This window comes from Rhodococcus sp. T7 (genome assembly GCF_009872365.1).
GTDB lineage: Bacteria > Actinomycetota > Actinomycetes > Mycobacteriales > Mycobacteriaceae > Rhodococcus_F.
On sequence record NZ_WXYH01000328.1, the window covers coordinates 41,658 to 64,843 of the forward strand.

Consider the following 23,186-nt stretch of genomic DNA (forward strand, 5'->3'; position numbering starts at 1 on the left):
ATCGGTCCCGGTACTGGAGGAGTTTCGGTTGTCGGTGAATCATCTCGGTAGTGAGCCCGTGGCACTCGAGACAGGCCGGGTGTTCGATCAGCCGCGGGCCGAGGCTGCGGTGCGGGAACTGCTGATCGCGATCGGTGAAGACCCGGATCGTCCCGGACTCCGCGATACGCCCGCCCGCGTGGCGCGGTCGTACCGCGAGGTCTTCGCGGGCCTGTACACCGACCCGGACACCGTGTTGAACACGACGTTCGACGAGGGCCACCAGGAGTTGGTGCTGGTCCGCGACATTCCGCTGTACTCCACGTGTGAACACCATCTCGTGTCGTTCCACGGGGTCGCGCACGTCGGGTACATCCCGGGCCGGACGGGCAAGGTCACCGGGCTGTCGAAGCTGGCCCGCGTGGTCGATCTGTATGCCAAGCGCCCGCAGGTCCAGGAGCGTCTGACCAGTCAGATCGCCGACGCCGTCATGCGCAAGCTCGATCCGCGCGGTGCGATCGTGGTCATCGAGGCCGAGCACCTGTGCATGGCGATGCGGGGGATCCGCAAGCCTGGTGCGAGTACCACCACCTCTGCGGTGCGTGGTCTGCTCCAGTCCAGCGCGGCCTCACGTTCCGAGGCTCTGGACCTTATTCTGCGGAAGTGACCGTGATCGAGCTGCCCTCCCCGGGCCGCACCGTGGTGATGGGGATTCTCAACGTCACCACCGATTCCTTCTCCGACGGCGGACGCTTCCTCGACCGTGACGCGGCGCTCGAACGCGGTCTCGCGCTGAAGCGTCTCGGCGTCGACATCGTCGACGTCGGCGGCGAGTCCACCCGGCCGGGCGCGGCGCGGGTCGATCCCGACGTCGAGGCCGGACGGGTCGCACCCGTCATCGCGGACCTGGTCGCCGAGGGCATCTGCGTGAGCGTCGACACGATGCGGGCCTCCGTCGCGGAGGCCGCGATCGAGGCGGGCGCGTCGATCATCAACGACGTGGCCGGTGGCCGGGCCGATGCGGCGATGGCGTCGGTGGTCGCGGACGCCGGAGTTCCGTGGATCCTGATGCATTGGCGTTCGGCCGGCGACTACGTGCACCGCGGCACCGCCGACCACTACGACGACGTGGTCCGTGAGGTCCGGGACGAACTGATGACGCAGGTCGACCTTGCCGTGAAGGCCGGGGTGGATCCGGGCTCGCTGGTGCTGGATCCGGGTCTCGGTTTCGCGAAGAACTCCGATCACAACTGGGCGCTGCTGAAGGCGCTGCCCGAGTTCAACGAGCTGGGATTCCCCGTTCTCGTCGGCGCATCCCGCAAGCGGTTCCTGGGTTCGCTGCTCGCGGATGCGGACGGCGAACCCCGTCCCCCCGCGGGCCGGGAGACCGCGACCGCCGTCGTGTCGGCGCTCGCCGCGACCCACGGAGCGTGGGGAGTGCGCGTGCACGACGCGCAGGCCTCCCTCGACGCCATCGCGGTCGCCGAGGCCTGGACGAGGGGTGCAGCCGGACGTGAGTGATCGAATCGAGTTGCGCGGATTGAAGGTTCGCGGCAATCACGGTGTCTTCGACCACGAGAAGCGGGACGGTCAGGACTTCTACGTCGACATCACCGTCTGGATGGACCTCGCGCCCGCCGCGGCGTCGGACGACCTCGACGACACCCTGGACTACGGCGGCCTCGCCGAACGCGCGGCCGCGATCATCGCGGGCCCCTCCCGGGACCTCATCGAGACCGTCGCCGCCGAGATCGCGGACGGGGTGATGACCGACCCCCGCGTCCGGAGCACCGAGGTGGTGTTGCACAAGCCGTCCGCGCCGATCCCGCTGACCTTCGCGGACGTCGCGGTGGTGGCGCACAGGTCGAGACCATGAGTCGCGCGGTGCTGTCGATCGGGTCGAACGTCGGCGACAGCCTTGCCCACCTGCAGTCCGTCCTCGACGGTCTGGGTGACGCGGTCGTTGCGGTCTCCCCGGTGTATTCGACGGCACCGTGGGGCGGCGTCGAGCAGCAGGACTTCCTCAACGCGGTCCTCGTCGTCGACGATCCCGCACTCGACGGCTACGGCTGGCTGCGGCGTGGGCAGGAACTCGAGGCCGCCGCCGACCGGGTGCGGGTCGAACGATGGGGTCCGCGGACGCTCGACGTCGACGTGGTCACGTGCGACGACGTCCGCAGCGACGACCCGGAACTGACGTTGCCGCACCCGCGAGCGCACGAACGCGCCTTCGTGCTGATTCCGTGGCTGGACGTCGAACCGGACGCCGTGTTGCCGGTCGACGGCACGACCACCCGTGTGGACGCGCTGCTGCCGCTGCTGGACGACGAAGAGCGGTCCGGTGTGCACCGGACGGACCTCGCCCTGGACCGGCGGTCGCGATGAAGCCGGAACCGACGGGCACGATGAAACCCACCCGCATCTGGGATCTGCTGTTCCTTGCCGCGCTCGCCGTCGCCGCCACCTGGATCCTGGTGCGCGTGTTCTACGGATCGTTCCCGCCCATCCCCGTGTACGCCGGGGCGTCGCTGTATCCGGTCGCGCTGATCGAGGTCGTGCTCGCGTTCATGGTGCGATCCCGGGTCAGCAACCATCAGGTGGGCGACGGGCCGCGCCAGTTGCACCCGATCACCGCCGCCCGGGTTGCCGCTCTGGCCAAGGCATCCGCACTCGTGGGCGCCGCGACGGCCGGGGTGTGGGGAGGCGTCCTGCTGTATCTGCTTCCGCAGCAGTCGGTGCTGCGCGCAGCCGCCTCGGATACTCCCGGCGCGTGGGTCGGTCTCGTCGCGGCACTGGCGCTCGTCGGCGCCGCGCTGTGGCTGGAACATTGCTGCCGCACCCCCGACGACCCCTCGGACGAGCCCGCGCATTAGGGCACAGGGGATCGCCGCAGGTCGGATGGAATGCGCGGCGCACCCTTCGCGGCCAAGTACCCTTGGCACCATGACGAATCCTGGTCGCCTCAAGTCTGCGCGCCGCAAGAGGCGCAGCGCGAGCCAGATGATCGTTGCGGGTTTGCTCGCCCTCGCGGTGATCGCGTCCCTCTTCCTGATCTTCAGTGACAGCGTCCAACTCCTGCGGGTGGGGCTGGTGGCCGCGCTCTGGGCCGCCACGGTCGGTGCCATCGCCATGACGAAGTACCGGCGCGAGTCGGCGCTCGACAAGGCGAAGGTCAGCGACCTGCAGACCGTCTACGAGTTGCAGCTCGAGCGGGAGATCTCGGCACGGCGCGAATACGAGCTCACCGTCGAGAAGCGGGTGCGCAGCGAAGTGCGCGCCGATGCAGAGGAACTCGCCGCGCTGCGCGCCGAACTGTCGTCGCTCCGCAAGAATCTCGAGGCACTGTTCGACGGCGCGATGCCGACCGAACGGATCGCGCTGCGGGCGGATTCGACGCGGGTGCAGGAACTGGCAGGCCGCTCGTACAGCAGCTATCAGCCGGCCGCGTCGGGCCTGTACGTCCCGGGTGCGGGGCACGCGGCGGGCGCCGGGCATCAGAGCGGTTCCGCGCAGTCCTCGCATTTCGCGAATCCCGACGACGATCCGGTCACTGCCGAGACGTCCATCGTCGAGCCTGCCGGTGCCGGACAGACCGAACCCGAGATCGAGGTCGAACCCGAGCCTGAGCCCACGCCGGAGCCGGTCGCCAAGACCGCAACGGTCGCCGCGCCCGCACCTGTCGCGAAGGTCGCGCCCCAGCCGGTCGTCGAGCCGGAACCAGAGCCCACGGAGCCCGAGGCGGCCGAACCGGAGCCCGAGGGGCGGCGGGGCCGCAGGCGGGCGGCCGAGGAGGACGAGACTTCGGGCGCGCACTCGAACGGGCTGTCCGTCGCCGAGATCATGGCCAACATGCAGTCGGCGTCCGGGGCGTCCCAGAGCGCCGGCGGCAGGCGTCGCCGCGCCGAATAGGTCCGGACTCGCCCGGGGATCAACCCGCATTGTGTGAGGCATATATCACTCTGCCTGCTCATGGCGTGGTGAGTTCGCGCCGGGCTATCCTCACCGTGGAACGTCTGGTACCCGCCGAGCGGGACTGGAACGAACGAGAGGACGAAGGTGACCTCTTTCGGGATCACTAATGGCCCTGCGCCTGCGAGATTGACGGTAGGAATCGTCTCCGCAGGCCGGGTCGGAACAGCAATCGGTGCCGCGTTGGAGCGGGCGGGTCACGTGGTCGTCGCCTGCTCGGCCGTCTCCGACGCGTCACGGCATCGGGCACGCACCCGGCTCCCCGAAACGGAGATTCTGCCGGTCGCAGAGGTCGCGGCCCGCTCCGAACTGCTCATTCTCGCAGTCCCGGACTCCGAACTGCCCTCGCTGATCGCAGGGCTGGCCTCAACCGGTGCCGTGCCGGGTCGCGCGATCGTGGCCCACACGTCCGGCGCGAACGGCATCGGCATCCTCGGCCCCCTCACCGAGCAGGGTGTCGTTCCGCTCGCGATCCACCCTGCGATGACGTTCACCGGTCACGACGAGGACACGGTTCGTCTCGCGTCCGCCTGTTTCGGTATCACCGCCGCCGACGACATCGGCTACGCGATCGCGCAGTCGCTGGTCCTGGAGATCGGCGGTGAGCCGGTGAGGGTCCGCGAGGACATGCGGCCGCTGTACCACGCCGCACTCGCTCACGGCAGCAATCACCTGGTCACGCTCGTCGTCGACGCCGTGGCTGCGCTGCGGGTCGCGCTCGAAGGCGAGGAACTGCTCGGCCAGGAGTTGATCGGCGACGATCCGAACGGCCTCGCCGAACGAGTTCTCCAGCCGCTGCTGTCGGCGGCGCTCGACAACGCCTTGCGCCGCGGGCCTGCGGCGCTCACCGGGCCCGTCGCCCGGGGTGACTCCGAGGCGGTGGCCACACATCTGCGCGTCCTCGAGGAAGTCGATCCGCGGATTGCGGCCGGCTACCGGGCCCTCTCACTGAGGTCGGCGCAGCGCGCCGGCGCGACATCTGAACTGCTGGACATCCTGGAAGACCGGAGGTGAGCCCCGTGAGCGATCTGCAGGGCGGATACAAGCGCGGCGAACTGACCGTGCACCACGACCCGAGTGTGCTGACCCGGGTCTCGAAGGCGCTGCGCGGCGTCGGCCGCCAGGTCGCGCTTGTGCCCACGATGGGAGCCCTCCACACGGGTCACCTGGAGTTGGTGCGGCAGGCCAAGCTCACCGGCGCGGTGGTGATCGTCTCGATCTTCGTCAACCCGCTGCAGTTCGGTGCCGGCGAAGACCTCGACGCCTACCCGCGCACTGTCGACGCCGACCTCGAACTGCTGCGTGAGGCCGGAGTCGAGCTGGCGTTCGTGCCGACGGCGGCCACCATGTACCCGGCCGGTCCGCGGACGACGATCCATCCCGGACCGCTGGGCGCGGAGCTGGAGGGCGCGTCCAGGCCCACGCACTTCGCGGGCATGCTCACCGTCGTCGCCAAGCTGCTGCAGATCGCCGCACCGCACGTCGCGTACTTCGGCGAGAAGGACTACCAGCAGCTGACGCTGATCCGGCAGATGGTGACCGACCTGAACTTCGATGTCCGCATCTTCGGGGTGCCGACGGTGCGTGAACACGACGGACTCGCGTTGTCCTCGCGGAACCGCTACCTCGACGAGGATCAGCGGAACGCGGCGACGACGCTGTCCGCGGCCCTGATCGCCGGTGCCCATGCCGCGGCCGGTGGCGCCGAGGCGATCCTCGCCACCGCGCGCGAGGTGCTGGCGTCCACCCCCGAGGTGGAGGTCGACTACCTCGAGGTTCGGGGCGTCGACCTCGGTCCGGCCCCCGAACGAGGCGACGGCAGGCTGCTCGTCGCCGCCAAACTCGGCAACACCCGCCTGATCGACAACGTCGGTGTCGCCGTCGGCACCGGTTTCCTCGAACGTGACACCGAGGCGTCGGACGCGTCGGTGACAGACGAACTTCTTTCCCGCTAGAAGAGTAAGGACCGGAACATGTTTCGCACCATGATGAAGTCGAAGATCCATCGCGCCACCGTCACACACGCCGACCTGCACTACGTGGGCTCGGTGACGGTCGACCAGGATCTGATGGATGCCGCCGACCTCCTCGAGGGCGAGCAGGTGTGCATCGTCGACATCGACAACGGCGCGCGGCTCGAAACCTATGTCATCGCCGGCGAGCGGGGAAGCGGCGTCATCGGGATCAACGGTGCGGCAGCGCATCTCGTCAAGCCCGGCGACCTCGTCATCCTCATCGCCTACGGCGTCATGAACGAGCAGGAGGTGCGCGACTACGAGCCGCGCGTAGTGTTCGTCGACGCCGCCAACTCGCCGGTCGAACTCGGTGCCGACCCGGCGCACGCGCCGGAGGGCTCCGGCCTGATCACCCCGCGCATGCTGTCGACGCTCGACGCCGAGCGCGAATCCAGTTTGGTGTAACCCGTGCTCCTCACCGTCGACGTCCGGAACACGAACATCGTTCTCGGACTGTTCACCGGTACCGGTGAACATTCGAAGTTGGTGCAGGACTGGCGGATGCGCACCGACGCGAGGATGACGGCCGACGAACTGGCGCTCATCTTCCGCGGGCTCCTCGGCGCACACACCGATCAGATCACCGGTGTGTCCGCGCTGTCGACGGTGCCGTCGGTGCTCAGGGAGATCCGCGTGATGCTGACGCGGTACTGGGGGCACGTCCCGCACGTGCTGGTGGAACCCGGGGTGCGAACCGGTGTTCCGCTGCTCGTCGACAACCCCAAGGAGGTCGGCGCCGACCGGATCGTGAACAGCCTTGCGGCGCATCACCTCTACGACGCGCCGTGCATCGTGGTCGACTTCGGGACGTCCACGTGCGTCGACGTCGTGTCCGCCAAGGGTGAGTTCCTCGGCGGCGCCATCGCGCCCGGCCTCGAGATCTCCTCGGACGCACTCGCGTCGCAGTCGGCGGCGCTGCGCAAGGTCGAACTGGTGCGGCCCCGCTCCGTCGTCGGCAAGAACACCGTCGAATGCATGCAGTCGGGTGCGGTGTTCGGTTTCGCCGGACTCGTCGACGGACTGGTGCGCCGGGTGCGCAAGGAACTGACCGCCTTCTCCGGTTCCGACGTGGTGGTGATCGCGACCGGTGACCTGGCGCCGCTGATCATGCCCGAGACGGAGACCGTCGACGAGCACGAACCGGATCTCACACTCGAAGGGCTGCGCCTGGTGTACGAGCGGAATCAGGCTCGCCGGGGAGCGCGCCGCAGCCCGCTCGACTGAAGGGTTCCCTCTTTCCGGAAGTTATGTCAGAATGGTCCCCGTGAATCTCTGCACGAGTGCTCAGGAGTGTTGTCGAGGCTGAACGCTGCCTTGACCAATTCACACTTCTGGGAGTCTCTCTCGTGCTCGCAACGTATTCTTCTGCATCTGTACCCACCCGTCTTCGCCCGGCTGACCTGCTGCGCATCACCGATCAGGGTGCTTCCGAGGTCCTCGACGGCCGCCACGACGCCCTGCTCCCGCAGGGCTGGCCCACCGACGAGCGCTGGTCGACACGGCTTTACTCGGACGACGACGTCGATGTCTGGCTGATCAGCTGGGTTCCCGACCGGAACACCGAATTACACGACCACGCAGGTTCTTTCGGTGCGCTCACCGTTCTCAGTGGCGCGCTGTCCGAGTTCCGTTGGGCCGGTGATCAACTGCGTCATCGCACCCTCGGCGCCGGCGATCAGGCCTCGTTCCCGCTCGGCTGGGTCCACGACGTGGTGCGGGCGCCCGACGCACCCGGGGCGGAGGTGGTGACGCCGACGCTGAGTGTGCACGCCTACTCGCCACCACTGTCGGCCATGTCCTACTACGAGGTGACCGATCACGGCACGCTGCGCCGTACCCGGACCGAGCTCACCGATCTCCCCGAGGGCGGTTCGAAGTGAACATCGACCAGATGCTCGAAGAAGCCCGCACCAAGATCGACCGGATGTATGCGTTCGAGCTGCCCGACGCCGTGGCGCGTGGCGCGATCGTCGTGGACATCCGCCCGCAGGCACAGCGCGCGATCGAGGGAACGCTGCCCGGCGCGCTCGCCATCGAACGCAACGTCCTCGAGTGGCGCTGCGATCCCACCAGCTCGGCGCACCTGGCGCTGGCGGTGGACCACGACGTCGAGTGGATCATCGTCTGCTCCGAGGGCTACACGTCGAGCCTGGCCGCCGCGGCCCTGCAGGAGCTGGGTCTGCACAAGGCGACCGACCTCGTCGGCGGGTACAAAGCGATCAAGGCGGCGGGACTGCTGGGGTCGCTCATCGCGACGCAGCACTGCGTGCGGGAGTTGGCCACCGTCTCGGCGCACTGATGAACGCTGACCTCTGAATAGGGGCACGACCGGCTGTCGATTAGGCTGGTGACCCGTGAGTGAAGTAGCAGCCCAGCCAGTCGACGACACCCCCGAGCAGCTTCGGATCCGCCAGGAGAAGCGTGAGCGCATTCTCGCGGAGGGACGCGAGGCATACCCGGTGTCGGTGGCGCGCACCCACTCGCTGGCGGAGATCCGCGCCAAGTATCCGGAACTCGAGCCCGACACCGCCACGGGCGACCAAGTCGGTGTCGTCGGCCGGGTGATCTTCGTGCGCAACACGGGCAAGTTGTGCTTCGCGACGCTGCAGGAAGGCGACGGCACCCAGCTGCAGGCGATGATCAGTCTCGCCGCCGTCGGTGAGGATGCGCTCGCGTCGTGGAAGGCCGATGTCGACCTCGGCGACTTCGTGTTCGTGCACGGTGAGGTGATCAGCTCCCGTCGCGGTGAGCTGAGCGTGATGGCCGATTCGTGGCAGATCGCGTCCAAGTCGCTCCGGCCCCTGCCCGTTGCGCACAAGGAGATGAACGAGGAGTCCCGGGTCCGGCAGCGTTACGCCGATCTGATCGTGCGCCCCGAGGCGCGGGACAATGCGCGTAAGCGTGTGGCGGTTGTTCGTGAACTCCGGAACGCGCTCGAGCGTCGCGGGTTCCTCGAGGTCGAGACGCCGATGCTGCAGACGGTCGCGGGCGGCGCGGCGGCCCGTCCCTTCATCACGCATTCCAATGCCCTCGACATCGACCTGTATCTCCGAATCGCGCCCGAACTGTTCCTGAAGCGGTGCGTCGTCGGCGGTATCGAGAAGGTTTTCGAGATCAACCGGAATTTCCGTAACGAGGGCGTCGACTCGACGCACTCGCCGGAATTCGCGATGCTCGAGACGTACGAGGCTTACGGCACGTATGACGATTCGGCGGTCATGATCCGCGAACTCGTTCAGGACGTGGCGCAGGCCGCTTTCGGTTCGCAGGTCGTCACTCTTGCCGACGGCACCGAATACGATCTCAGCGGTGAATGGAAGACCCTCGAGATGTATCCGTCGCTGTCGCAGGCGATCGGTGTCGAGGTCACTCCGGATACCACTGTCGAGGAATTGCTGGCTCTCGCCGAGAAGGTGGGCCTCGAAGTCCCGAAGGACAAGGGTTACGGGCACGGGAAGCTGGTCGAGGAACTGTGGGAGCACCAGTGCGGCGACCAGTTGTTCGAGCCGACTTTCGTCCGTGATTTCCCGGTCGAGACGTCACCGCTGACGCGTGACCACCGCAGCAAGGCCGGGGTGACCGAGAAGTGGGACCTCTACATCCGTGGGTTCGAGTTGGCCACGGGCTATTCGGAATTGGTCGATCCGGTCATTCAGCGTGAGCGGTTCGTCGATCAGGCGCGACTCGCGTCGGCCGGCGACGACGAGGCGATGGCCCTCGACGAAGAATTCCTCGCCGCAATGGAGCAGGGAATGCCGCCGACCACCGGTACCGGAATGGGAATCGACCGTCTGCTCATGGCTTTGACGGGATTGGGAATCCGCGAAACAATCCTCTTTCCCATTGTTCGGCCTTCTTCTCGCTGATTCGCGGGGGTGAATTCGCGGTTAAATTCGATCCATTCCTCGTATTCCGAATCGGAAGAACAGGGGTATGGTTACCTCGGGTCGTAGCTCACGTTGACGATGAGACGTCGCTTCATTCGAGAGGAATTTCATCCCATGGCTAAGAAGGTCACTGTCACCCTGATCGACGATGTCGATCAAGAGGCGTCTGCCGACGAGACGGTCGAGTTCGGACTCGACGGTGTTCAGTACGAGATCGACCTTTCCTCGGAGAATGCGGCGAAATTGCGTGAGCAGCTCGACGTGTGGGTTTCCCACGCGCGCAAGGTGAGCTCGCGCAAGCGCGGCAAAGCGGTGGCGGCCCCGGCTGTCGCGAAGTCCCGAGTTTCGGTCGATCGGGAACAGAGCGCCGCTATCCGGGAATGGGCGCGCAAGAACAACAAAAAGGTTTCTGCGCGCGGCCGTATCTCCGCCGAAATTATCGAGGCCTACAACAAGGCGAACTGAAAGTTAGCTGGGAACAGAATTCACTGATTCGCTCCGCAACGCGACCTGGACTGTTACCGTCCCGCTCTGATCCGACATTCGGGGAGTCTGGGGGGTAGCTGTGCGCCGCTGTGTGTCCATTTCGGGGATTCTGTTCCTGGCTTTCGTGATGTGGGCCGGGGTGGCGTCCGCAGCGCCTGCCTATCCGGTGCCGGATTCGTTCCTCGCCGGAGTTCCCCTCGAATTGGGAAATCCGGACGGTTCGGCCCCGGGCTCGAACGACTGGTCCTGCCGGCCGAGTGACGCGCATCCCGAACCGGTGGTCCTCGTCCACGGGACGGGAGGCGCGCGCCAGACCAACTGGGCGGTGTACGCGCCGCTGCTCGCCAACGAGGGCTACTGCGTGTACTCCCTCACCTACGGCAACTTCCCCGACCTGCCGTGGCCGCTCGACGCGATCGGCGGAATGACGCCCATCGACACCGGCACCGCTCAGATCGCCGCGTTCGTCGATCGGGTGCTGGCGAGCACGGGCGCCGCGAAGGTCGACCTGGTGGGACATTCCCAGGGCACCCTGCAGGCGAACAACTACGTGAAGTTCTTCGGGGGTGCGGACAAGGTCGCGAAGATCGTGTCGCTCGCCCCGCCGTGGCAGGGCACGTACGGAAACGATCGGATCAGTGCCGGGCGGTTCCTGCGTTCACTCGGCGTCGACGACGCGGTGGCGGCTGGTTTCCCCGTCTGCCAGGCGTGTCCCGAGATGCTCCAGGGGTCGAAGTTCGTCGACCGCATGCGCGCGGGCGGGGTCTACGAACCCGGGATCGAGTACACGAACATCGTCACCCGCTACGACGAACTGGTCGTCCCGTACACCAGCGGCCTCGAGCCGGGGCCGGACACCACCAACATCGTCGTCCAGGACGGGTGTGAGCAGGACTATTCCGACCACGTCGCCGTCGCCGGTTCGGCACGCGCCGCCGGGTTCGTACTGAACGCGCTGGACAGCGGCCACCCGCGTGAGGTGCCGTGCCGTTTCGTCGCCCCTGTCGCGGGGTAGGCCTCCGCGAGATCCATCGCGTCGCCAGTTACCGGGGGAGGCCGGAGCAACCCGCTGGGTAACGCCGCGGACGCCGGCGGCAAGGAATGGGTGGCGAACTCACAGCTCGTCGACATACCCTGTCCGGATACGCAGGTCTCGCCCCTTCGAGGAGCGGGCCGGCGGCCTCTGTCGACCGGATGCCTACCGGGCACCGCCGGACCTGTTCGCTCCAGGCGTACAGCGAAGGGGAAACGATTGCCGGAGCTGGGGCGTTAAATACGAATAAGCAGGCGTGCTCGCCCACCTAAAGGGGTGGAGGGGCAGCAGGTCGATCGGCAGCCAACTAGAGTAATAGCTGGGGTCGTGGAACCTACGTCGGTTCGGGGCTTCTGCCCTCGGAGCAGGCGCTGGCGATCTGTTTGTAGTGCCGGAGCGAAACGCGGCGAACAGGGACGAGACACCCGGTCTCGTGACTGCACGTCGGAAAGTGTGAGGGAGAGCGATGTTCGAGAGGTTCACCGATCGCGCACGGCGCGTTGTTGTCCTGGCTCAAGAAGAAGCCAGGATGCTCAACCACAACTACATCGGTACGGAGCACATCCTCCTCGGCCTCATTCACGAGGGCGAAGGTGTGGCTGCCAAGTCGCTGGAGTCGTTGGGCATCTCCCTCGAAGGAGTGCGCAGCCAGGTCGAGGAGATCATCGGCCAGGGCCAGCAGGCCCCGTCCGGCCACATCCCCTTCACCCCGCGTGCCAAAAAAGTCCTGGAGCTCAGCCTGCGCGAGGCACTGCAGCTCGGACACAACTACATCGGTACGGAGCACATCCTGCTCGGCCTCATCCGCGAGGGTGAAGGTGTCGCAGCGCAGGTTCTGGTGAAGCTCGGCGCCGATCTCAACCGGGTCCGTCAGCAGGTCATCCAGCTGCTTTCCGGTTACCAGGGCAAGGAGCCTGCCGAGTCCGGCGGCACTCGCGGCGAGGCGGGCACCCCGTCCACGTCGCTGGTGCTCGACCAGTTCGGTCGCAACCTCACCCAGGCGGCCCTCGAAGGCAAACTCGACCCCGTCATCGGCCGCTCGAAGGAAATCGAGCGCGTCATGCAGGTGCTGTCGCGGCGTACCAAGAACAACCCCGTGCTGATCGGTGAGCCCGGTGTCGGTAAGACCGCCGTCGTCGAAGGTCTCGCTCAGGCCATCGTCAACGGCGAGGTCCCCGAGACGCTCAAGGACAAGCAGCTGTACACGCTCGACCTCGGGTCGCTCGTGGCAGGCAGCCGTTACCGCGGTGACTTCGAAGAGCGCCTGAAGAAGGTCCTCAAGGAGATCAACACCCGCGGCGACATCATCCTGTTCATCGACGAGCTGCACACCCTCGTGGGTGCCGGCGCGGCCGAGGGCGCCATCGACGCGGCCTCGATCCTCAAGCCGAAGCTCGCCCGCGGTGAGCTGCAGACCATCGGTGCGACCACCCTCGACGAGTACCGCAAGTACATCGAGAAGGACGCCGCACTCGAGCGCCGCTTCCAGCCGGTGCAGGTCGGCGAGCCGACGGTGGAGCACACCATCGAGATCCTCAAGGGTCTGCGCGACCGTTACGAGGCGCACCACCGCGTGTCCATCACGGACGGTGCACTGGTCGCCGCGGCCACCCTGGCCGATCGCTACATCAACGACCGCTTCCTGCCGGACAAGGCCATCGACCTCATCGACGAGGCCGGAGCGCGGATGCGCATCCGCCGGATGACCGCACCGCCGGACCTCCGCGAGTTCGACGACAAGATCGCCGACGCCCGCCGCGAGAAGGAGTCCGCGATCGACGCGCAGGACTTCGAGAAGGCCGCGAACCTGCGCGACAAGGAGAAGACCCTCGTCGCTCAGCGCGCGGAGCGGGAGAAGCAGTGGCGTTCCGGTGACCTGGACGTCATCGCCGAGGTCGACGACGAGCAGATCGCCGAGGTCCTGGGTAACTGGACCGGTATCCCCGTGTTCAAGCTCACCGAGGAGGAGACCACCCGTCTGCTCCGCATGGAGGAGGAGCTGCACAAGCGGATCATCGGTCAGGAAGACGCGGTCAAGGCTGTCGCCAAGGCCATCCGTCGTACCCGTGCAGGCCTGAAGGACCCGAAGCGTCCGTCCGGTTCGTTCATCTTCGCCGGCCCGTCCGGTGTCGGTAAGACCGAGCTGGCCAAGTCGCTCGCCAACTTCCTGTTCGGCGAGGACGACGCACTCATCCAGATCGACATGGGTGAGTTCCACGACCGGTTCACCGCGTCGCGGCTGTTCGGTGCCCCTCCCGGCTACGTCGGCTACGAAGAGGGCGGCCAGCTCACCGAGAAGGTGCGCCGCAAGCCGTTCAGCGTGGTGCTGTTCGACGAGATCGAGAAGGCACACCAGGAGATCTACAACACCCTCCTGCAGGTGCTCGAAGACGGCCGTCTCACCGACGGTCAGGGCCGGACCGTGGACTTCAAGAACACGGTGCTCATCTTCACCTCGAACCTCGGCACGTCGGACATCTCCAAGGCCGTGGGTCTCGGCTTCACGTCCGGTAAGGGCGACGAGTCGAACTACGAGCGGATGAAGCTCAAGGTCCACGACGAGCTGAAGAAGCACTTCCGTCCCGAGTTCCTCAACCGCATCGACGACATCGTCGTGTTCCACCAGCTCACCACCGAGCAGATCGTTCAGATGGTGGACCTGATGGTTGCGCGCGTCGAGGTGGCCTTGAAGAACAAGGACATGACGATGGAGGTCACCGAGAAGGCGAAGTCGCTGCTGGCCAAGCGTGGTTTCGATCCGGTCCTGGGTGCGCGGCCGCTGCGTCGCACCATCCAGCGCGAGATCGAGGACCAGCTGTCGGAGAAGATCCTCTTCGGCGAGGTCGGCCCCGGTCAGATCGTGTACGTCGACGTCGAGAACTGGGACGGCGAAGGCGCGGGCGAGGACGCGAAGTTCACGTTCCGCGGCGAGGCGAAGCCGGTCACGGTTCCCGACGAGGTTCCGGTCGACCTGGCCAAGTCGGGCGCAGCCGACTCGGAGTAGTCGCGCAGTAGTCGAACGAGAAGGGCCGCCGGTGGTTTTCCACCGGCGGCCCTTCTCGTGTGTGCGGGGTCAGACGCTCTTGCGTCCCGACCAGTTGGCGAGGCGTTCGGTGGGGCCCGCGGTGGGGAGCGGGTCGACGACGTCCGCGAACGGCACGTGCCCGCCGCGTGGTTCCGCCGGGATCGCGCGCTGTGCGACGGCGAGCATGGCCTCGGCGAGTTCGGGGCGGGTTTCGGAGGGCTGGCCGGTGGCGACCGCCAGGTCCCAGCCGTGCACGAGCGTCTCGTTGATGTAGCCCCAGATCGCGGCGCGGCCGGGGACCGTTCCCCACGGCGCGGTCACCGTCGCGTCGAGTCGGCTGTCGTCGGTCCAGACGGGCCACATACGGTCGGCGGCGGACCGGTAGGCGTCCGCGTAGCTTTCGTCGTCGATGTCGGCGACGACGAGTGGAATAGTGCCCGGGTCGCCGCCCTCTCCGATCACGCGGGCACGTTCCACGGTGGCGACGAGGTGGCCGAGCATGGTGCGGACGTCGAAGTCGGCGCACGGGGTGGATGCCGTCAACTGGTCCTTGCGGACGTTGTCGATGAGGCCGGTGGTCCAGGTGAGGGCTTCGCGGTACAGGGGCCGGGGGTCTGTCGTGTTTGTCATGAGGCAACTATCGCTGCAATACATGACATCTTCTGTCGTGTATTTCTGACAGACTTTCGGCATGCGCGCCGACCGTCTGCTCTCCCTCGTCCTCCTGCTCCGCAACCGCGGCCGGATGTCGGCTTCGGCGCTGGCCCGTGAACTCGAGGTGTCGCCGCGCACCGTGCTGCGCGACATCGACAGTTTGTCGACGGCGGGGATCCCGGTGTACGCCGAACGCGGCCGCGACGGCGGTTTCGATTTGCTCCCGGGATTCACCACCGACCTCACGGGCCTGACCGTCGACGAGGCGAAGGCGCTGCTGGCCGCCGGTTCCGCGGTGACCTCGGAGTCGCTGGGCATGGCCCCGGCGTTCGCGTCGGCGATGCGGAAGGTGGTCGCGGCGATGCCGGACGCGCACCGGGCCGCGGCGACGAAGGTGGCGGAGCGGGTGTTCGTCACCCAGGGCTCGTGGCTGACCGATCCGGAACCGGCCGACGACCACCTCGGGCTGATCCAGCAGGCGGTGTTCGTGGGCAGGCGCCTGAGCATCCTCTACCCGTCGCGGGGCAACCAGGCGGCGTGGCGCGTCATCGACCCGCAGGGTCTCATTCACGCGGGCGGACGGTGGTACCTGGTGGCGACGGACGCCGGCCGCGACCGGACGTACCGGCTCGAGCGGATCGAGGACGTCCGCGAACTCGACGAACCGGTGCAGCGACCGGCCGACATCGATCTCGCCGCGATCTGGGAGCGTCGCCGTTCGGCGTTCCGGGCACGTGGAACACCGGTGGCGGTCGACGTTCTCGTCCATCGGGAGCGCCGCGACGTTCTGGCGGAGCGCGCGTTCGCCGTCCGCTCCGAGCAGCAGGCCGACGGCGACCGGGTGCGCATGGAAGTGGTGTTCGGCGACGACTCCCATGCGAGCGGCGTTCTGTGGTCGCTCGGCGAGGACGCCGAAGTGCTGGCGCCGGACGATCTACGAGCCGCCCTGCGTTCCCGGGCGCTGCGCATGTGCGCCAGGTACGAGTAGGTTCGACACGTAAACCGAAGAACCACGAGAGGATGTGGCATGCCGACACGTACCGCACGGACCGCTTGGAACGGATCACTCGAACAGGGAAGCGGCCAGGTGGAACTCACCAGTTCCGGTGTCGCGACCTTCGACATCTCGTTCCCGAAGCGCGCGGCGGAGGAGGCGGGTGGAACCACCAGCCCGGAGGAGCTGATCGCGGCGGCGCATTCCTCCTGCTACGCGATGCAGCTGTCCGCCCTCATCGCGGAGGCAGGCGGAACCCCGCAGAGCCTCGAGGTGAAGGCCGATGTCTCACTCGGGCCGGACAACCCGGGTTTCAAGCTCACCGGCATCAAGTTGACGGTCCGCGGTGAGGTCGACGGGCTCGACGCCGACGGCTTCGCCAAGGCTGCTCAGGCCGCGAAGGAGTCGTGCCCGGTGAGCAAGGCGCTCACCGGCGTCGAGATCACGTTGGACGCGGCACTCGAATCCTGAGTGCCGGCTACCGACGGTTGAACCGTTCGCGCACTTCCTCCATCTTCGCCTGGAGTTCGTCCGGGCTGATGACGCCCTTGTCCATCAGCGCGTGCGCGGTGGCGACGACGGACCGGGAGCGGACGGGGAAGTCGCGGTAGATGGTTTCGCCCAGCTGGTCCTCGGTGTGGCGCCTGTCGAGATTGTCCCAGGCGCCACGCCAGGACAGGCATTCCGCGGTGGCCTGCATGCTCGATTCCCACGGGTCGGGCTTGCGGTCGAGATCCGGGAGCGTGACGTCTTCGCGAGTTGTTTCCGGCGTCAACGTGTTCAGGATGACGTCGTAGCCCTTTTCCGCCATCATCGTGCGGCTCCTCCGTTGTCCGAGGGTGGTGTGGTCGCCGTCCAGTCGACCTGTGGGACGGCGACGCCGATCATGGTGTCGCGGGTGATGATCGATGCCAGTTGTTCCTCGCTCCACCCCTCGGTGCCCTCGGGGCGCATCGGCATCACCATGAATCGCGATTTCTGATTCGAATCATGCACGCGCACTTCGACGTCCGACGGGAAGTGCAGTCCGAATTCCGCGATCACCTCGCGGGGCCAGCGCACCAGGCGGCGGCGATAGTTGGGGGTGCGGTACCAGTCCGGCGACATGCCGAGGACGGGCCGCGGGTAGCACGAACACAACGTGCAGACGATGACGTTGTGCACTTTCGGGGTGTTCTCCAGCACGTAGAAGTACGTGTAGTCGCTCGGCGTGCCCGACCCGGTGGGGTCGCGCCAGTCGATGCCCACTTCCTTGCAGGTCTCGGTGCCGTCGGCCAGCAGGCGCTTCTTGAACTCCGGGTCCACCCACGCCTTCGCGACCAGCCTCGAACCACCGGATGGCCCTACCGATTCGGCCCATTCCGAGAAGCGCCGGTGATCCTCGCGGGAGAACAGGCCGTGTTCGATGGACAGTTCCCGGATGGCGGTTTCCAGGATCTCGAATTCGCTGACCTCGTCCGAGGCCTGGATCGGGGCGTGATCGTCGTGTGAATGCGTCATGTGTCGGCCTCTCCTGCCGGCTCGAGCCAGCGCTCGGAGCACTCGGTTTCCAAGGTGTCGATCTCGTATCCGGTGTAGCGGGGCCAGAGGTCGGTCTGCTGGAAGCGGACGACGTAGAACGGCTCGGTCCGGCCGTCGTCCACTCGTCCCCATGCCTCGTCCTCGGGGATGACCCACTCCGGGCGGTGTTCGACGACGACGCCGGTGTGCCCGCGGATGAATGCCTGCGTGCGGGTGTGGAACATCGACGTCGCGTCCTTGACGGTGACGCGGTCGCCGATCTGGAATTTCGTCATGACCGGCCTCCGGTCGCTGTTCCGCCGACGGTCCGGGCCCGCACTTCGTCGATCTTGGCGGAGAGTTCGTCCGGCGTGATCAGGCCCTTGTTGATGAGTGTCTTGGCGGCCACCGTGATCCACCGTGCGTAGTACGGCAACCCGAAGTAGAGCGTGGCACCCAGATCGTTCTCGGCTCGGCGGCGTTCCTCCGAGTTCCACACCCCGCGCCACCCGAGGCATTCGCACGTGACGTACGTGCTCATCTCCCAGTCCTCTTCGACCTTCTCCTCGTACGCGACAGGGAGGGCGGGCTGGCCGCCGACGTCGTGCAGCACGTGTCGCAACGCGTCGAACGCGGAATTGGTCAGGTAGTACGGCGAATCCATCTCTTCGTGATGGAGGGGGGCGTACCCCGCCACTCGGTTCGCCTGAGCTTCGAATTCTGCTGGAGAGTTCATCGCGTGCTCCGTAGGGGTGGAACTAGTGACAGGGAACTCCCAGGAGATGGCGGCCGTCGTGCATCAATTCGTGCAGGTACATGCCACTTCGGGAGATCGCACCCTGGTCGAAGCCGACCAGGTAGAGGGTGAGCAGTGCGAGCAGGACGACTCCGACGGCGATCAGCACGATTCCGGCTGATTCGACGGACTTGCTCGGTGAAGAGACGTAAACCATGGCTACTCCTGGAGGAGTTCGGGTTCCGCAACCATCGGCCGTCGATTGTCCGGGCATCGCGACGAGCGCCCCTCGTTCAGCGGCACGATCGAAACGACGTTACTCTCGCCGTGTCGACACCCTCACCGTACCGTTCGGTCGAATTCGGCGTGAGTAAATGCACCACGGCGAACCAAGACAATCTCCGCGGGGAAACGAGCGGAACAGAAACCGGCACCGATCTGTTCCACTGAACTGTGACGACACAGCAGAAGCACGACGGTGACATCGAGATCGAGATCTGGTCCGACGTGGCCTGTCCCTGGTGCTACATCGGCAAGCGCCGCTTCCTGTCGGCCCTGGAGGAGTTCGAGGGGCGCGACCGGGTGAACGTGACGTGGCGGTCGTACCAGCTGTCACCGGACACACCGGTCGGGGAGCGGCGCACCGAACTCGACGCCCTGGTGGAGAGCAAGGGGCTGTCGGCGGAACAGGTCCGTCAGATGTTCGGGCACGTCGCGCAGACGGCGGCCGACGAGGGTCTGCAACTGGACTTCGACACGGTCGTCGCCGCCAACACCTTCGACGCGCACCGGTTGATCCACCTCGCCGGCGACAAGCGAGATGCCGTGGTGGAGGGACTGTTCCGCGCCCACTTCGGTGAAGGCGCCGTGATCGACGACCGCGAGGTGCTCGTCGACATCGCGGCGCGGGCCGGGCTCGACGCCGACACCGTGCGCGCCGAACTCGATTCCGGTGCCGGTGCGGACGCCGTCCGGGCCGATATCGACACCGCTCGTGCGCTGCAGGTGTCGGGCGTGCCGTTCTTCGTCGCCAACCGCAGGATCGCCGTGTCCGGTGCGCAGCCGAAGGACGTGTTCCTGCAGCTTCTGACGCAGGCGAGCGCCGTGCCGGTCGACTAGCGGCGCGTGAAGTACCGGTTGGCGTCGGCCCGGAACATGAGCGCCAGTGCGGCGATCACCGCCACGAGGTGCGTGAGCCGGGCGATCGCGATCACCGCGACGTCGAGCGTCAGACCGGAGACGGCGGACGTCGGGTCGTTGCCTGCCGTCATCCAGGTGCGGCACCTTGCCATCACCCCGGGCGGGGAGCACATTGAAAAGCACGTCGTCGGCAGGGAGGCACTGTGCGCGCGCAGACACGATCCGGACATGCATGGCCGGCGTTGAAGGTGGACGAGTGGACGTCGACGAGGGACACCCTGCACATGTGGACGCAGATCGTCGGGAAGATCCGCCTGGCCCACGCGCCGTTGATCAACCACTGGTGGCAGGTGCCGCTGTACGTGAGCCCCCGCGGTCTCACCACGTCGACCGTCCCGTACGGCACCGAATGTTTCGACATCGAATTCGACTTCGTCGACCATCGGCTGGTGATCCGCACGAGCACGGGCGGCACCGGGACGGTTGCGCTCGAACCGAAGTCGGTGGCCGATTTCTATGCGGAGACGATGGACACGCTGGCCGAACTGGGCGTGACGACGACCATCCTGGCCAGGCCCAACGAGGTGGAGACGGCTGTCCCGTTCGCGGAGGACACGCAGCACTGCTCGTACGACGGTGAGTCTGTGCACCGGTTCTGGCGGCAGCTCGTGCAGGCGGATCGTGTGCTGCACGAATTCCGCGCCCATTTCATCGGGAAGGTCAGTCCCGTGCACTTCTTCTGGGGCGCGCTCGACCTGGCCTGTACCCGGTTCTCCGGTCGAAGTGCGCCGACTCACCCTGGCGGAGCGCCGAACTGCGGCGACTGGGTGATGGTCGAAGGCTACTCACACGAGCTGAGCAGCTGCGGATTCTGGCCCGGCGGCGGTGTCGAAGGCGCGTTCTACGCGTACGCCTATCCGGAACCGGACGGCTTCGCCGACTACCCGGTGGGGCCGGACGGCGCGTTCTACAGCGCGGAGTTCCGGCAGTTCCTGCTGCCGTACGAGACCGTCCGCACCGCGGACGATCCCGATGCGGCTCTGCTGAGGTTCCTGCACAGCACGTACGACGCGGCCGCCGAGCGGGGTGGCTGGGACCGGGCCGCCCTGGAGGCGGACCCGGCCCGTTGGGACGACTCCCGCTGACCCGTGCCGATGGGTCAGGCGGCGTTCGCGCGCGCGGGCGCCGTGGCCCGGGTCGCACGCTCCGTGAGAAACGCGAACACGAGTCCGAGAACCAGCCACAGCGTGGCCTGCGTCGCGAGGGACGACAGCCGGAAGTGCCACAGCAGCACAGCGGGGAAATCGTCGCCGACCTCGTTGATCGTGGGCAACACGAGGTATCCGATGGTCGCCACCACGAGGAACGCGACAACCGGCGCCGCGATCCGCACCGACAGGAACTCCTGTGCGGCGACGGCCTTCGCCGCGAAGACGGACGCCGCCACGGCGAGCAGGCCCAGCGCGACTGCGGCAAGCCACAGCCAGGTGCGCTGGTTGATCGTCTCGGGGTCTCCGACGGCGGGCGGGTTGGCGGGGTACTTGAAGAACGGCACCGCTTCGATTGCCAACCAGCCGAAGGCGGCCAGGCTCAGACCGAGCAACGGTCCCGACAGCGTCGTCACCCGACGTGCGTAATTCGCGACGACGGCGAAGATCGCTCCCAGTGCCAGTCCCGCGAGGGACGTGGCGAGGAACAGCCCGAAGCGCTGCCCATCGCGGCTGACCAGTGCGTCTTCTTCGTCGTGCGAGTGCCCGGCAGGCTCGTCCGCCTGGGTGGCGTCGTGCGAGTGGCCTTCGGGTTCGGCGGCGCTGTGCGATTCCTCGATCGCGATGGCCGCGTCGATGTGCGACTCACCGAGAACGAATGCGACGCCACCGGCCAGGATGCCTGCGATCAGGCCGGCCAGCAGACCGCGGATGAGGAGTTTCGTGAAGGAATCGGTCAGTGGCATGGCAGACCCAGGAGGTGGCGGCCGTCATGCATCAATTCATGCATGTACATGCCACTGCGCGAGATCGCGCCCTGGTCGAATCCCACGAGGTAGAGAGCGAGCATCGCGAACAGAACGATCGCGAAAGAGATGACGGCGAGGCGGGTCGTGTCGACCGACGAGCCGGGTGCGTATGCGAGTGCCATAGTTCCTCCTGGGATTTCGCGTCCCCTAGGTCCAGGCGATGGCCGCAGTATCTGGCTGTCGAGGTGGTTCCCGTGAAGGACTACTCCGATTTACAGTGGCGCGACCGCTCCGGGATTGCACCGGATTCCTGCCGAACCATCGCATTGTCTTGCGAACTTTTGCACCCGGCGGGCCGTCGTGTCAATCCTCGGCCCGCCCCTGCCGCTCAGCTCTTGTTCGCCGCCGTGACGTCGAGTACGACCTCGAACTCGAGCAGCGACGCCCCGGACGCCACCGGCTTCTTCCGCTCACCCGCGTGTGCTTCCCGGGCCGGACCGTCGCGCCACGCCGCGAATGCCTCTTCGCTCTCCCACTGCGTAACGACGAAGTAGCGGTTCTCGCCCTGCACCGGACGCAGGAGCTGGAAGCCGAGGAAGCCGGGAGAGTTCTCCACGGCGTGTGCGCGCGCCGCGAAGCGCTTCTCGAGTTCGGGGCCCGCGCCCTCGGGGATTTCGATTGCGTTGATCTTCACCACTGCCATGCGGGCGAGGTTACTCCGCTAGCGTCGGAGTGGTGGCGGGTGATAGTGCGTTGCACGACGAGGGTGGGACGGGACAGCCGATTCTGCTGCTGCACGGGCTGATGGGCAGTGCCCGGACGTGGGGACGGCACGTGCCGTGGCTGCGCGGGCACGGCCACGTCTTCACGTTCGACGCCGCAGGCCACGGCAGGCCCGCGCCGTCGCGGTTGACGACGGAAGCGTTCGTCGCCGACCTGTCCGCGGCGCTCGCGCCCTTCGCCGGGCCGTGGGTGGTGATCGGCCATTCGATGGGCGCCCTGCACGCCTGGTGCCTGGCGGCGGAGCATCCCGAGAAGGTGTCGGCGCTCGTCCTCGAAGACATGGCCCCCGACTTCCGCGGCCGCACCGCCGACGACTGGGCGGCGATGATCTCGAACTGGCCGCAGCCGTTCGCGACCCGGGAGGACCTGTTCGAGTTCTTCGGTCCGGTTGCCGGACAGTACTTCCTGGATTCGTTCGAGAAGCGCGCCGACGGCTGGTACCTGCACGGCGACGTCGACACGTTCCGCGACATCTCGGCGGAGTGGGGCGACCGGCATTTCTGGGACCAGTGGGCGTCGGTCACCGTTCCGGCCCTGCTGATCGAGGGGGAGTTCACCATCACCCCCGACGGCCAGATGCGGACCATGGCGGAGCGGCACCCCGGCGCCGAATACGCCCGCATCGCGCAGGCCGGGCACCTCGTCCACGACGACCAGCCGGAGCAGTACCGGAAAGTGGTCGAGGAGTTCCTCGACGGGCTCGGCTGAGAGCCGCTGTCCGCTGCGCCGGGCATTGTGTTCGTTTTTTTCGTTTCAGGGTTGAGGTATGGCCGCTTCGATGAACCACACGGTGTTGCCGCCGGGCCCCGACGATCGCGAACTCCTCACCGCCTTGAAGTATGTTCTCGCTGGTCAGGAAGATGTGACGATCTCGACCTCGGAGGGTTCGGCGCCGCTGCCGGACAGTGTCCGGGGGTTGCTCGTCGACGCGGTCACGGCTCTGGATGGGGGAGGCGGTGACGGTGGAGCCGCATCGGACGGTGTTGACGACGCAGGAGGCCGCGGAACTGCTGGGCATTACCCGGCCG

Annotated in this window: 31 protein-coding genes, 1 pseudogene and 1 riboswitch; of the genes and pseudogenes, 22 read left to right on the forward strand and 10 right to left on the reverse strand. The window is 67.0% G+C overall.

The features are described 5' to 3' along the window. Positions 1 to 28 precede the first annotated feature (28 nt). The 16 genes from folE (at position 29) to MLGJGCBP_RS28095 (ending at position 14,373) form a co-directional block, all read left to right on the forward strand. Positions 29 to 646, forward strand: coding sequence for a GTP cyclohydrolase I FolE (gene folE, locus MLGJGCBP_RS28020; RefSeq protein WP_043826734.1), 618 nt, complete (start codon positions 29 to 31; stop codon positions 644 to 646). Further along, entirely contained in the window at positions 643 to 1,500 is an 858-nt protein-coding gene (gene folP / locus MLGJGCBP_RS28025) for a dihydropteroate synthase (RefSeq protein WP_087559771.1), read from the forward strand. The genes folE and folP overlap by 4 nt, the downstream gene beginning before the upstream one ends. Further along, positions 1,493 to 1,855, forward strand: a complete 363-nt coding sequence (gene folB, locus MLGJGCBP_RS28030; RefSeq protein ID WP_087559822.1) for a dihydroneopterin aldolase — start codon at positions 1,493 to 1,495, stop codon at positions 1,853 to 1,855. Before folP ends, folB begins: the two co-directional genes overlap by 8 nt. Further along, positions 1,852 to 2,364 (forward strand): 2-amino-4-hydroxy-6-hydroxymethyldihydropteridine diphosphokinase, encoded by a 513-nt coding sequence (gene folK / locus MLGJGCBP_RS28035; RefSeq protein WP_087559770.1) that lies wholly within the window; start codon positions 1,852 to 1,854, stop codon positions 2,362 to 2,364. The genes folB and folK overlap by 4 nt, the downstream gene beginning before the upstream one ends. Positions 2,365 to 2,384: 20 nt before the next feature. After that, positions 2,385 to 2,852 (forward strand): DUF3180 domain-containing protein, encoded by a 468-nt coding sequence (locus MLGJGCBP_RS28040; protein WP_179220319.1) that lies wholly within the window; start codon positions 2,385 to 2,387, stop codon positions 2,850 to 2,852. Between the two features lie 70 nt (positions 2,853 to 2,922). Continuing rightward, positions 2,923 to 3,888 carry a DUF6779 domain-containing protein gene (locus MLGJGCBP_RS28045; protein ID WP_160099585.1) on the forward strand — a complete coding sequence of 322 codons (966 nt, stop codon included), beginning with the start codon at positions 2,923 to 2,925 and terminating at the stop codon, positions 3,886 to 3,888. A 147-nt stretch (positions 3,889 to 4,035) separates the two neighbouring features. Next, on the forward strand, positions 4,036 to 4,962 hold the full coding sequence (locus MLGJGCBP_RS28050; RefSeq protein ID WP_087559767.1) for a Rossmann-like and DUF2520 domain-containing protein: 927 nt from the start codon (positions 4,036 to 4,038) through the stop codon (positions 4,960 to 4,962). A 5-nt stretch (positions 4,963 to 4,967) separates the two neighbouring features. Next, complete coding sequence (panC, locus tag MLGJGCBP_RS28055) at positions 4,968 to 5,903, forward strand: pantoate--beta-alanine ligase (protein WP_124391742.1); 936 nt, start codon at positions 4,968 to 4,970, stop codon at positions 5,901 to 5,903. Positions 5,904 to 5,921: 18 nt separating this feature from the next. Next, positions 5,922 to 6,368 carry an aspartate 1-decarboxylase gene (gene panD, locus MLGJGCBP_RS28060; protein ID WP_087559766.1) on the forward strand — a complete coding sequence of 149 codons (447 nt, stop codon included), beginning with the start codon at positions 5,922 to 5,924 and terminating at the stop codon, positions 6,366 to 6,368. 3 nt (positions 6,369 to 6,371) lie between these two features. After that, positions 6,372 to 7,187, forward strand: coding sequence for a type III pantothenate kinase (locus MLGJGCBP_RS28065; protein WP_087559765.1), 816 nt, complete (start codon positions 6,372 to 6,374; stop codon positions 7,185 to 7,187). Between the two features lie 122 nt (positions 7,188 to 7,309). Beyond that, on the forward strand, positions 7,310 to 7,843 hold the full coding sequence (locus MLGJGCBP_RS28070) for a cysteine dioxygenase (protein WP_087559764.1): 534 nt from the start codon (positions 7,310 to 7,312) through the stop codon (positions 7,841 to 7,843). Then, the gene (locus MLGJGCBP_RS28075) at positions 7,840 to 8,262 is read left to right on the forward strand and encodes a rhodanese-like domain-containing protein (RefSeq protein ID WP_087559763.1); all 423 of its coding nucleotides are present in this window, start codon (positions 7,840 to 7,842) and stop codon (positions 8,260 to 8,262) included. Before MLGJGCBP_RS28070 ends, MLGJGCBP_RS28075 begins: the two co-directional genes overlap by 4 nt. Before the next feature lie 55 nt (positions 8,263 to 8,317). After that, positions 8,318 to 9,829 carry a lysine--tRNA ligase gene (gene lysS / locus MLGJGCBP_RS28080; RefSeq protein ID WP_087559762.1) on the forward strand — a complete coding sequence of 504 codons (1,512 nt, stop codon included), beginning with the start codon at positions 8,318 to 8,320 and terminating at the stop codon, positions 9,827 to 9,829. Positions 9,830 to 9,964: 135 nt separating this feature from the next. Continuing rightward, positions 9,965 to 10,315, forward strand: a complete 351-nt coding sequence (locus tag MLGJGCBP_RS28085) for a histone-like nucleoid-structuring protein Lsr2 (RefSeq protein ID WP_087559761.1) — start codon at positions 9,965 to 9,967, stop codon at positions 10,313 to 10,315. A 100-nt stretch (positions 10,316 to 10,415) separates the two neighbouring features. Beyond that, the gene (locus tag MLGJGCBP_RS28090; protein WP_160099587.1) at positions 10,416 to 11,351 is read left to right on the forward strand and encodes an esterase/lipase family protein; all 936 of its coding nucleotides are present in this window, start codon (positions 10,416 to 10,418) and stop codon (positions 11,349 to 11,351) included. 484 nt (positions 11,352 to 11,835) lie between these two features. Then, positions 11,836 to 14,373: an ATP-dependent Clp protease ATP-binding subunit gene (locus MLGJGCBP_RS28095; RefSeq protein WP_160099589.1), complete on the forward strand. Its 2,538-nt coding sequence runs from the start codon at positions 11,836 to 11,838 to the stop codon at positions 14,371 to 14,373. Positions 14,374 to 14,442: 69 nt separating this feature from the next. On the opposite strand, the gene MLGJGCBP_RS28100 is transcribed toward MLGJGCBP_RS28095, so the two are convergent. Further along, positions 14,443 to 15,024 (reverse strand): TIGR03086 family metal-binding protein, encoded by a 582-nt coding sequence (locus MLGJGCBP_RS28100; protein ID WP_160099591.1) that lies wholly within the window; start codon positions 15,022 to 15,024, stop codon positions 14,443 to 14,445. 61 nt (positions 15,025 to 15,085) lie between these two features. Here MLGJGCBP_RS28100 and MLGJGCBP_RS28105 point away from each other — a divergent pair, with 61 nt between their 5' ends. Both MLGJGCBP_RS28105 and MLGJGCBP_RS28110 read left to right on the forward strand, forming a co-directional pair. Beyond that, entirely contained in the window at positions 15,086 to 16,036 is a 951-nt protein-coding gene (locus tag MLGJGCBP_RS28105) for a helix-turn-helix transcriptional regulator (RefSeq protein ID WP_160099593.1), read from the forward strand. 39 nt (positions 16,037 to 16,075) lie between these two features. Beyond that, on the forward strand, positions 16,076 to 16,513 hold the full coding sequence (locus MLGJGCBP_RS28110) for an OsmC family protein (RefSeq protein ID WP_160099595.1): 438 nt from the start codon (positions 16,076 to 16,078) through the stop codon (positions 16,511 to 16,513). Positions 16,514 to 16,520: 7 nt separating this feature from the next. Here MLGJGCBP_RS28110 and MLGJGCBP_RS28115 read toward each other — a convergent pair whose 3' ends face one another. From MLGJGCBP_RS28115 to MLGJGCBP_RS28135, 5 genes are read right to left on the reverse strand one after another with little or no spacing between them, the layout of a single operon-like run. Continuing rightward, on the reverse strand, positions 16,521 to 16,856 hold the full coding sequence (locus MLGJGCBP_RS28115; protein ID WP_160099597.1) for an SH3-like domain-containing protein: 336 nt from the start codon (positions 16,854 to 16,856) through the stop codon (positions 16,521 to 16,523). After that, positions 16,853 to 17,542, reverse strand: a complete 690-nt coding sequence (gene scnC, locus MLGJGCBP_RS28120; RefSeq protein WP_160099599.1) for a thiocyanate hydrolase subunit gamma — start codon at positions 17,540 to 17,542, stop codon at positions 16,853 to 16,855. The genes MLGJGCBP_RS28115 and scnC overlap by 4 nt, the downstream gene beginning before the upstream one ends. Further along, on the reverse strand, positions 17,539 to 17,838 hold the full coding sequence (locus MLGJGCBP_RS53800; RefSeq protein ID WP_087559754.1) for an SH3-like domain-containing protein: 300 nt from the start codon (positions 17,836 to 17,838) through the stop codon (positions 17,539 to 17,541). Before MLGJGCBP_RS53800 ends, scnC begins: the two co-directional genes overlap by 4 nt. After that, complete coding sequence (locus tag MLGJGCBP_RS53805) at positions 17,835 to 18,278, reverse strand: SH3-like domain-containing protein (RefSeq protein ID WP_087559753.1); 444 nt, start codon at positions 18,276 to 18,278, stop codon at positions 17,835 to 17,837. The genes MLGJGCBP_RS53800 and MLGJGCBP_RS53805 overlap by 4 nt, the downstream gene beginning before the upstream one ends. A 22-nt stretch (positions 18,279 to 18,300) precedes the next feature. Further along, on the reverse strand, positions 18,301 to 18,495 hold the full coding sequence (locus MLGJGCBP_RS28135) for a CbtB domain-containing protein (protein WP_087559752.1): 195 nt from the start codon (positions 18,493 to 18,495) through the stop codon (positions 18,301 to 18,303). Between the two features lie 236 nt (positions 18,496 to 18,731). Between MLGJGCBP_RS28135 and MLGJGCBP_RS28140 the strand changes: the two genes are divergently transcribed. Continuing rightward, entirely contained in the window at positions 18,732 to 19,397 is a 666-nt protein-coding gene (locus MLGJGCBP_RS28140) for a DsbA family oxidoreductase (RefSeq protein WP_160099601.1), read from the forward strand. Here the strand turns inward: MLGJGCBP_RS28140 and MLGJGCBP_RS28145 are convergent. Beyond that, positions 19,394 to 19,549, reverse strand: coding sequence for a hypothetical protein (locus tag MLGJGCBP_RS28145; protein WP_201453219.1), 156 nt, complete (start codon positions 19,547 to 19,549; stop codon positions 19,394 to 19,396). The two genes, MLGJGCBP_RS28140 and MLGJGCBP_RS28145, sit on opposite strands and share 4 nt — an antisense overlap. Positions 19,550 to 19,621: 72 nt before the next feature. Between MLGJGCBP_RS28145 and MLGJGCBP_RS28150 the strand changes: the two genes are divergently transcribed. Continuing rightward, positions 19,622 to 20,563 (forward strand): DUF5996 family protein, encoded by a 942-nt coding sequence (locus MLGJGCBP_RS28150; protein ID WP_160099605.1) that lies wholly within the window; start codon positions 19,622 to 19,624, stop codon positions 20,561 to 20,563. Between the two features lie 14 nt (positions 20,564 to 20,577). Here the strand turns inward: MLGJGCBP_RS28150 and MLGJGCBP_RS28155 are convergent, their stop codons facing one another. The 3 genes from MLGJGCBP_RS28155 to MLGJGCBP_RS28165 form a co-directional block, all read right to left on the reverse strand. Continuing rightward, positions 20,578 to 21,372 carry a CbtA family protein gene (locus MLGJGCBP_RS28155; protein WP_160099607.1) on the reverse strand — a complete coding sequence of 265 codons (795 nt, stop codon included), beginning with the start codon at positions 21,370 to 21,372 and terminating at the stop codon, positions 20,578 to 20,580. Then, positions 21,363 to 21,557 carry a CbtB domain-containing protein gene (locus tag MLGJGCBP_RS28160; protein WP_005244930.1) on the reverse strand — a complete coding sequence of 65 codons (195 nt, stop codon included), beginning with the start codon at positions 21,555 to 21,557 and terminating at the stop codon, positions 21,363 to 21,365. The genes MLGJGCBP_RS28155 and MLGJGCBP_RS28160 overlap by 10 nt, the downstream gene beginning before the upstream one ends. Positions 21,558 to 21,580: 23 nt before the next feature. Further along, a riboswitch (cobalamin riboswitch) is annotated at positions 21,581 to 21,713 on the reverse strand. 50 nt (positions 21,714 to 21,763) lie between these two features. Beyond that, entirely contained in the window at positions 21,764 to 22,078 is a 315-nt protein-coding gene (locus MLGJGCBP_RS28165; RefSeq protein WP_087559747.1) for an antibiotic biosynthesis monooxygenase family protein, read from the reverse strand. 32 nt (positions 22,079 to 22,110) lie between these two features. Here MLGJGCBP_RS28165 and MLGJGCBP_RS28170 point away from each other — a divergent pair, with 32 nt between their 5' ends. Beyond that, a complete protein-coding gene (locus tag MLGJGCBP_RS28170) occupies positions 22,111 to 22,866 on the forward strand; it encodes an alpha/beta fold hydrolase (RefSeq protein WP_160099609.1) in 756 nt (251 codons plus the stop codon). Between the two features lie 58 nt (positions 22,867 to 22,924). Then, a pseudogene (locus MLGJGCBP_RS52090) lies at positions 22,925 to 23,186 on the forward strand (helix-turn-helix domain-containing protein); the annotation flags it as partial.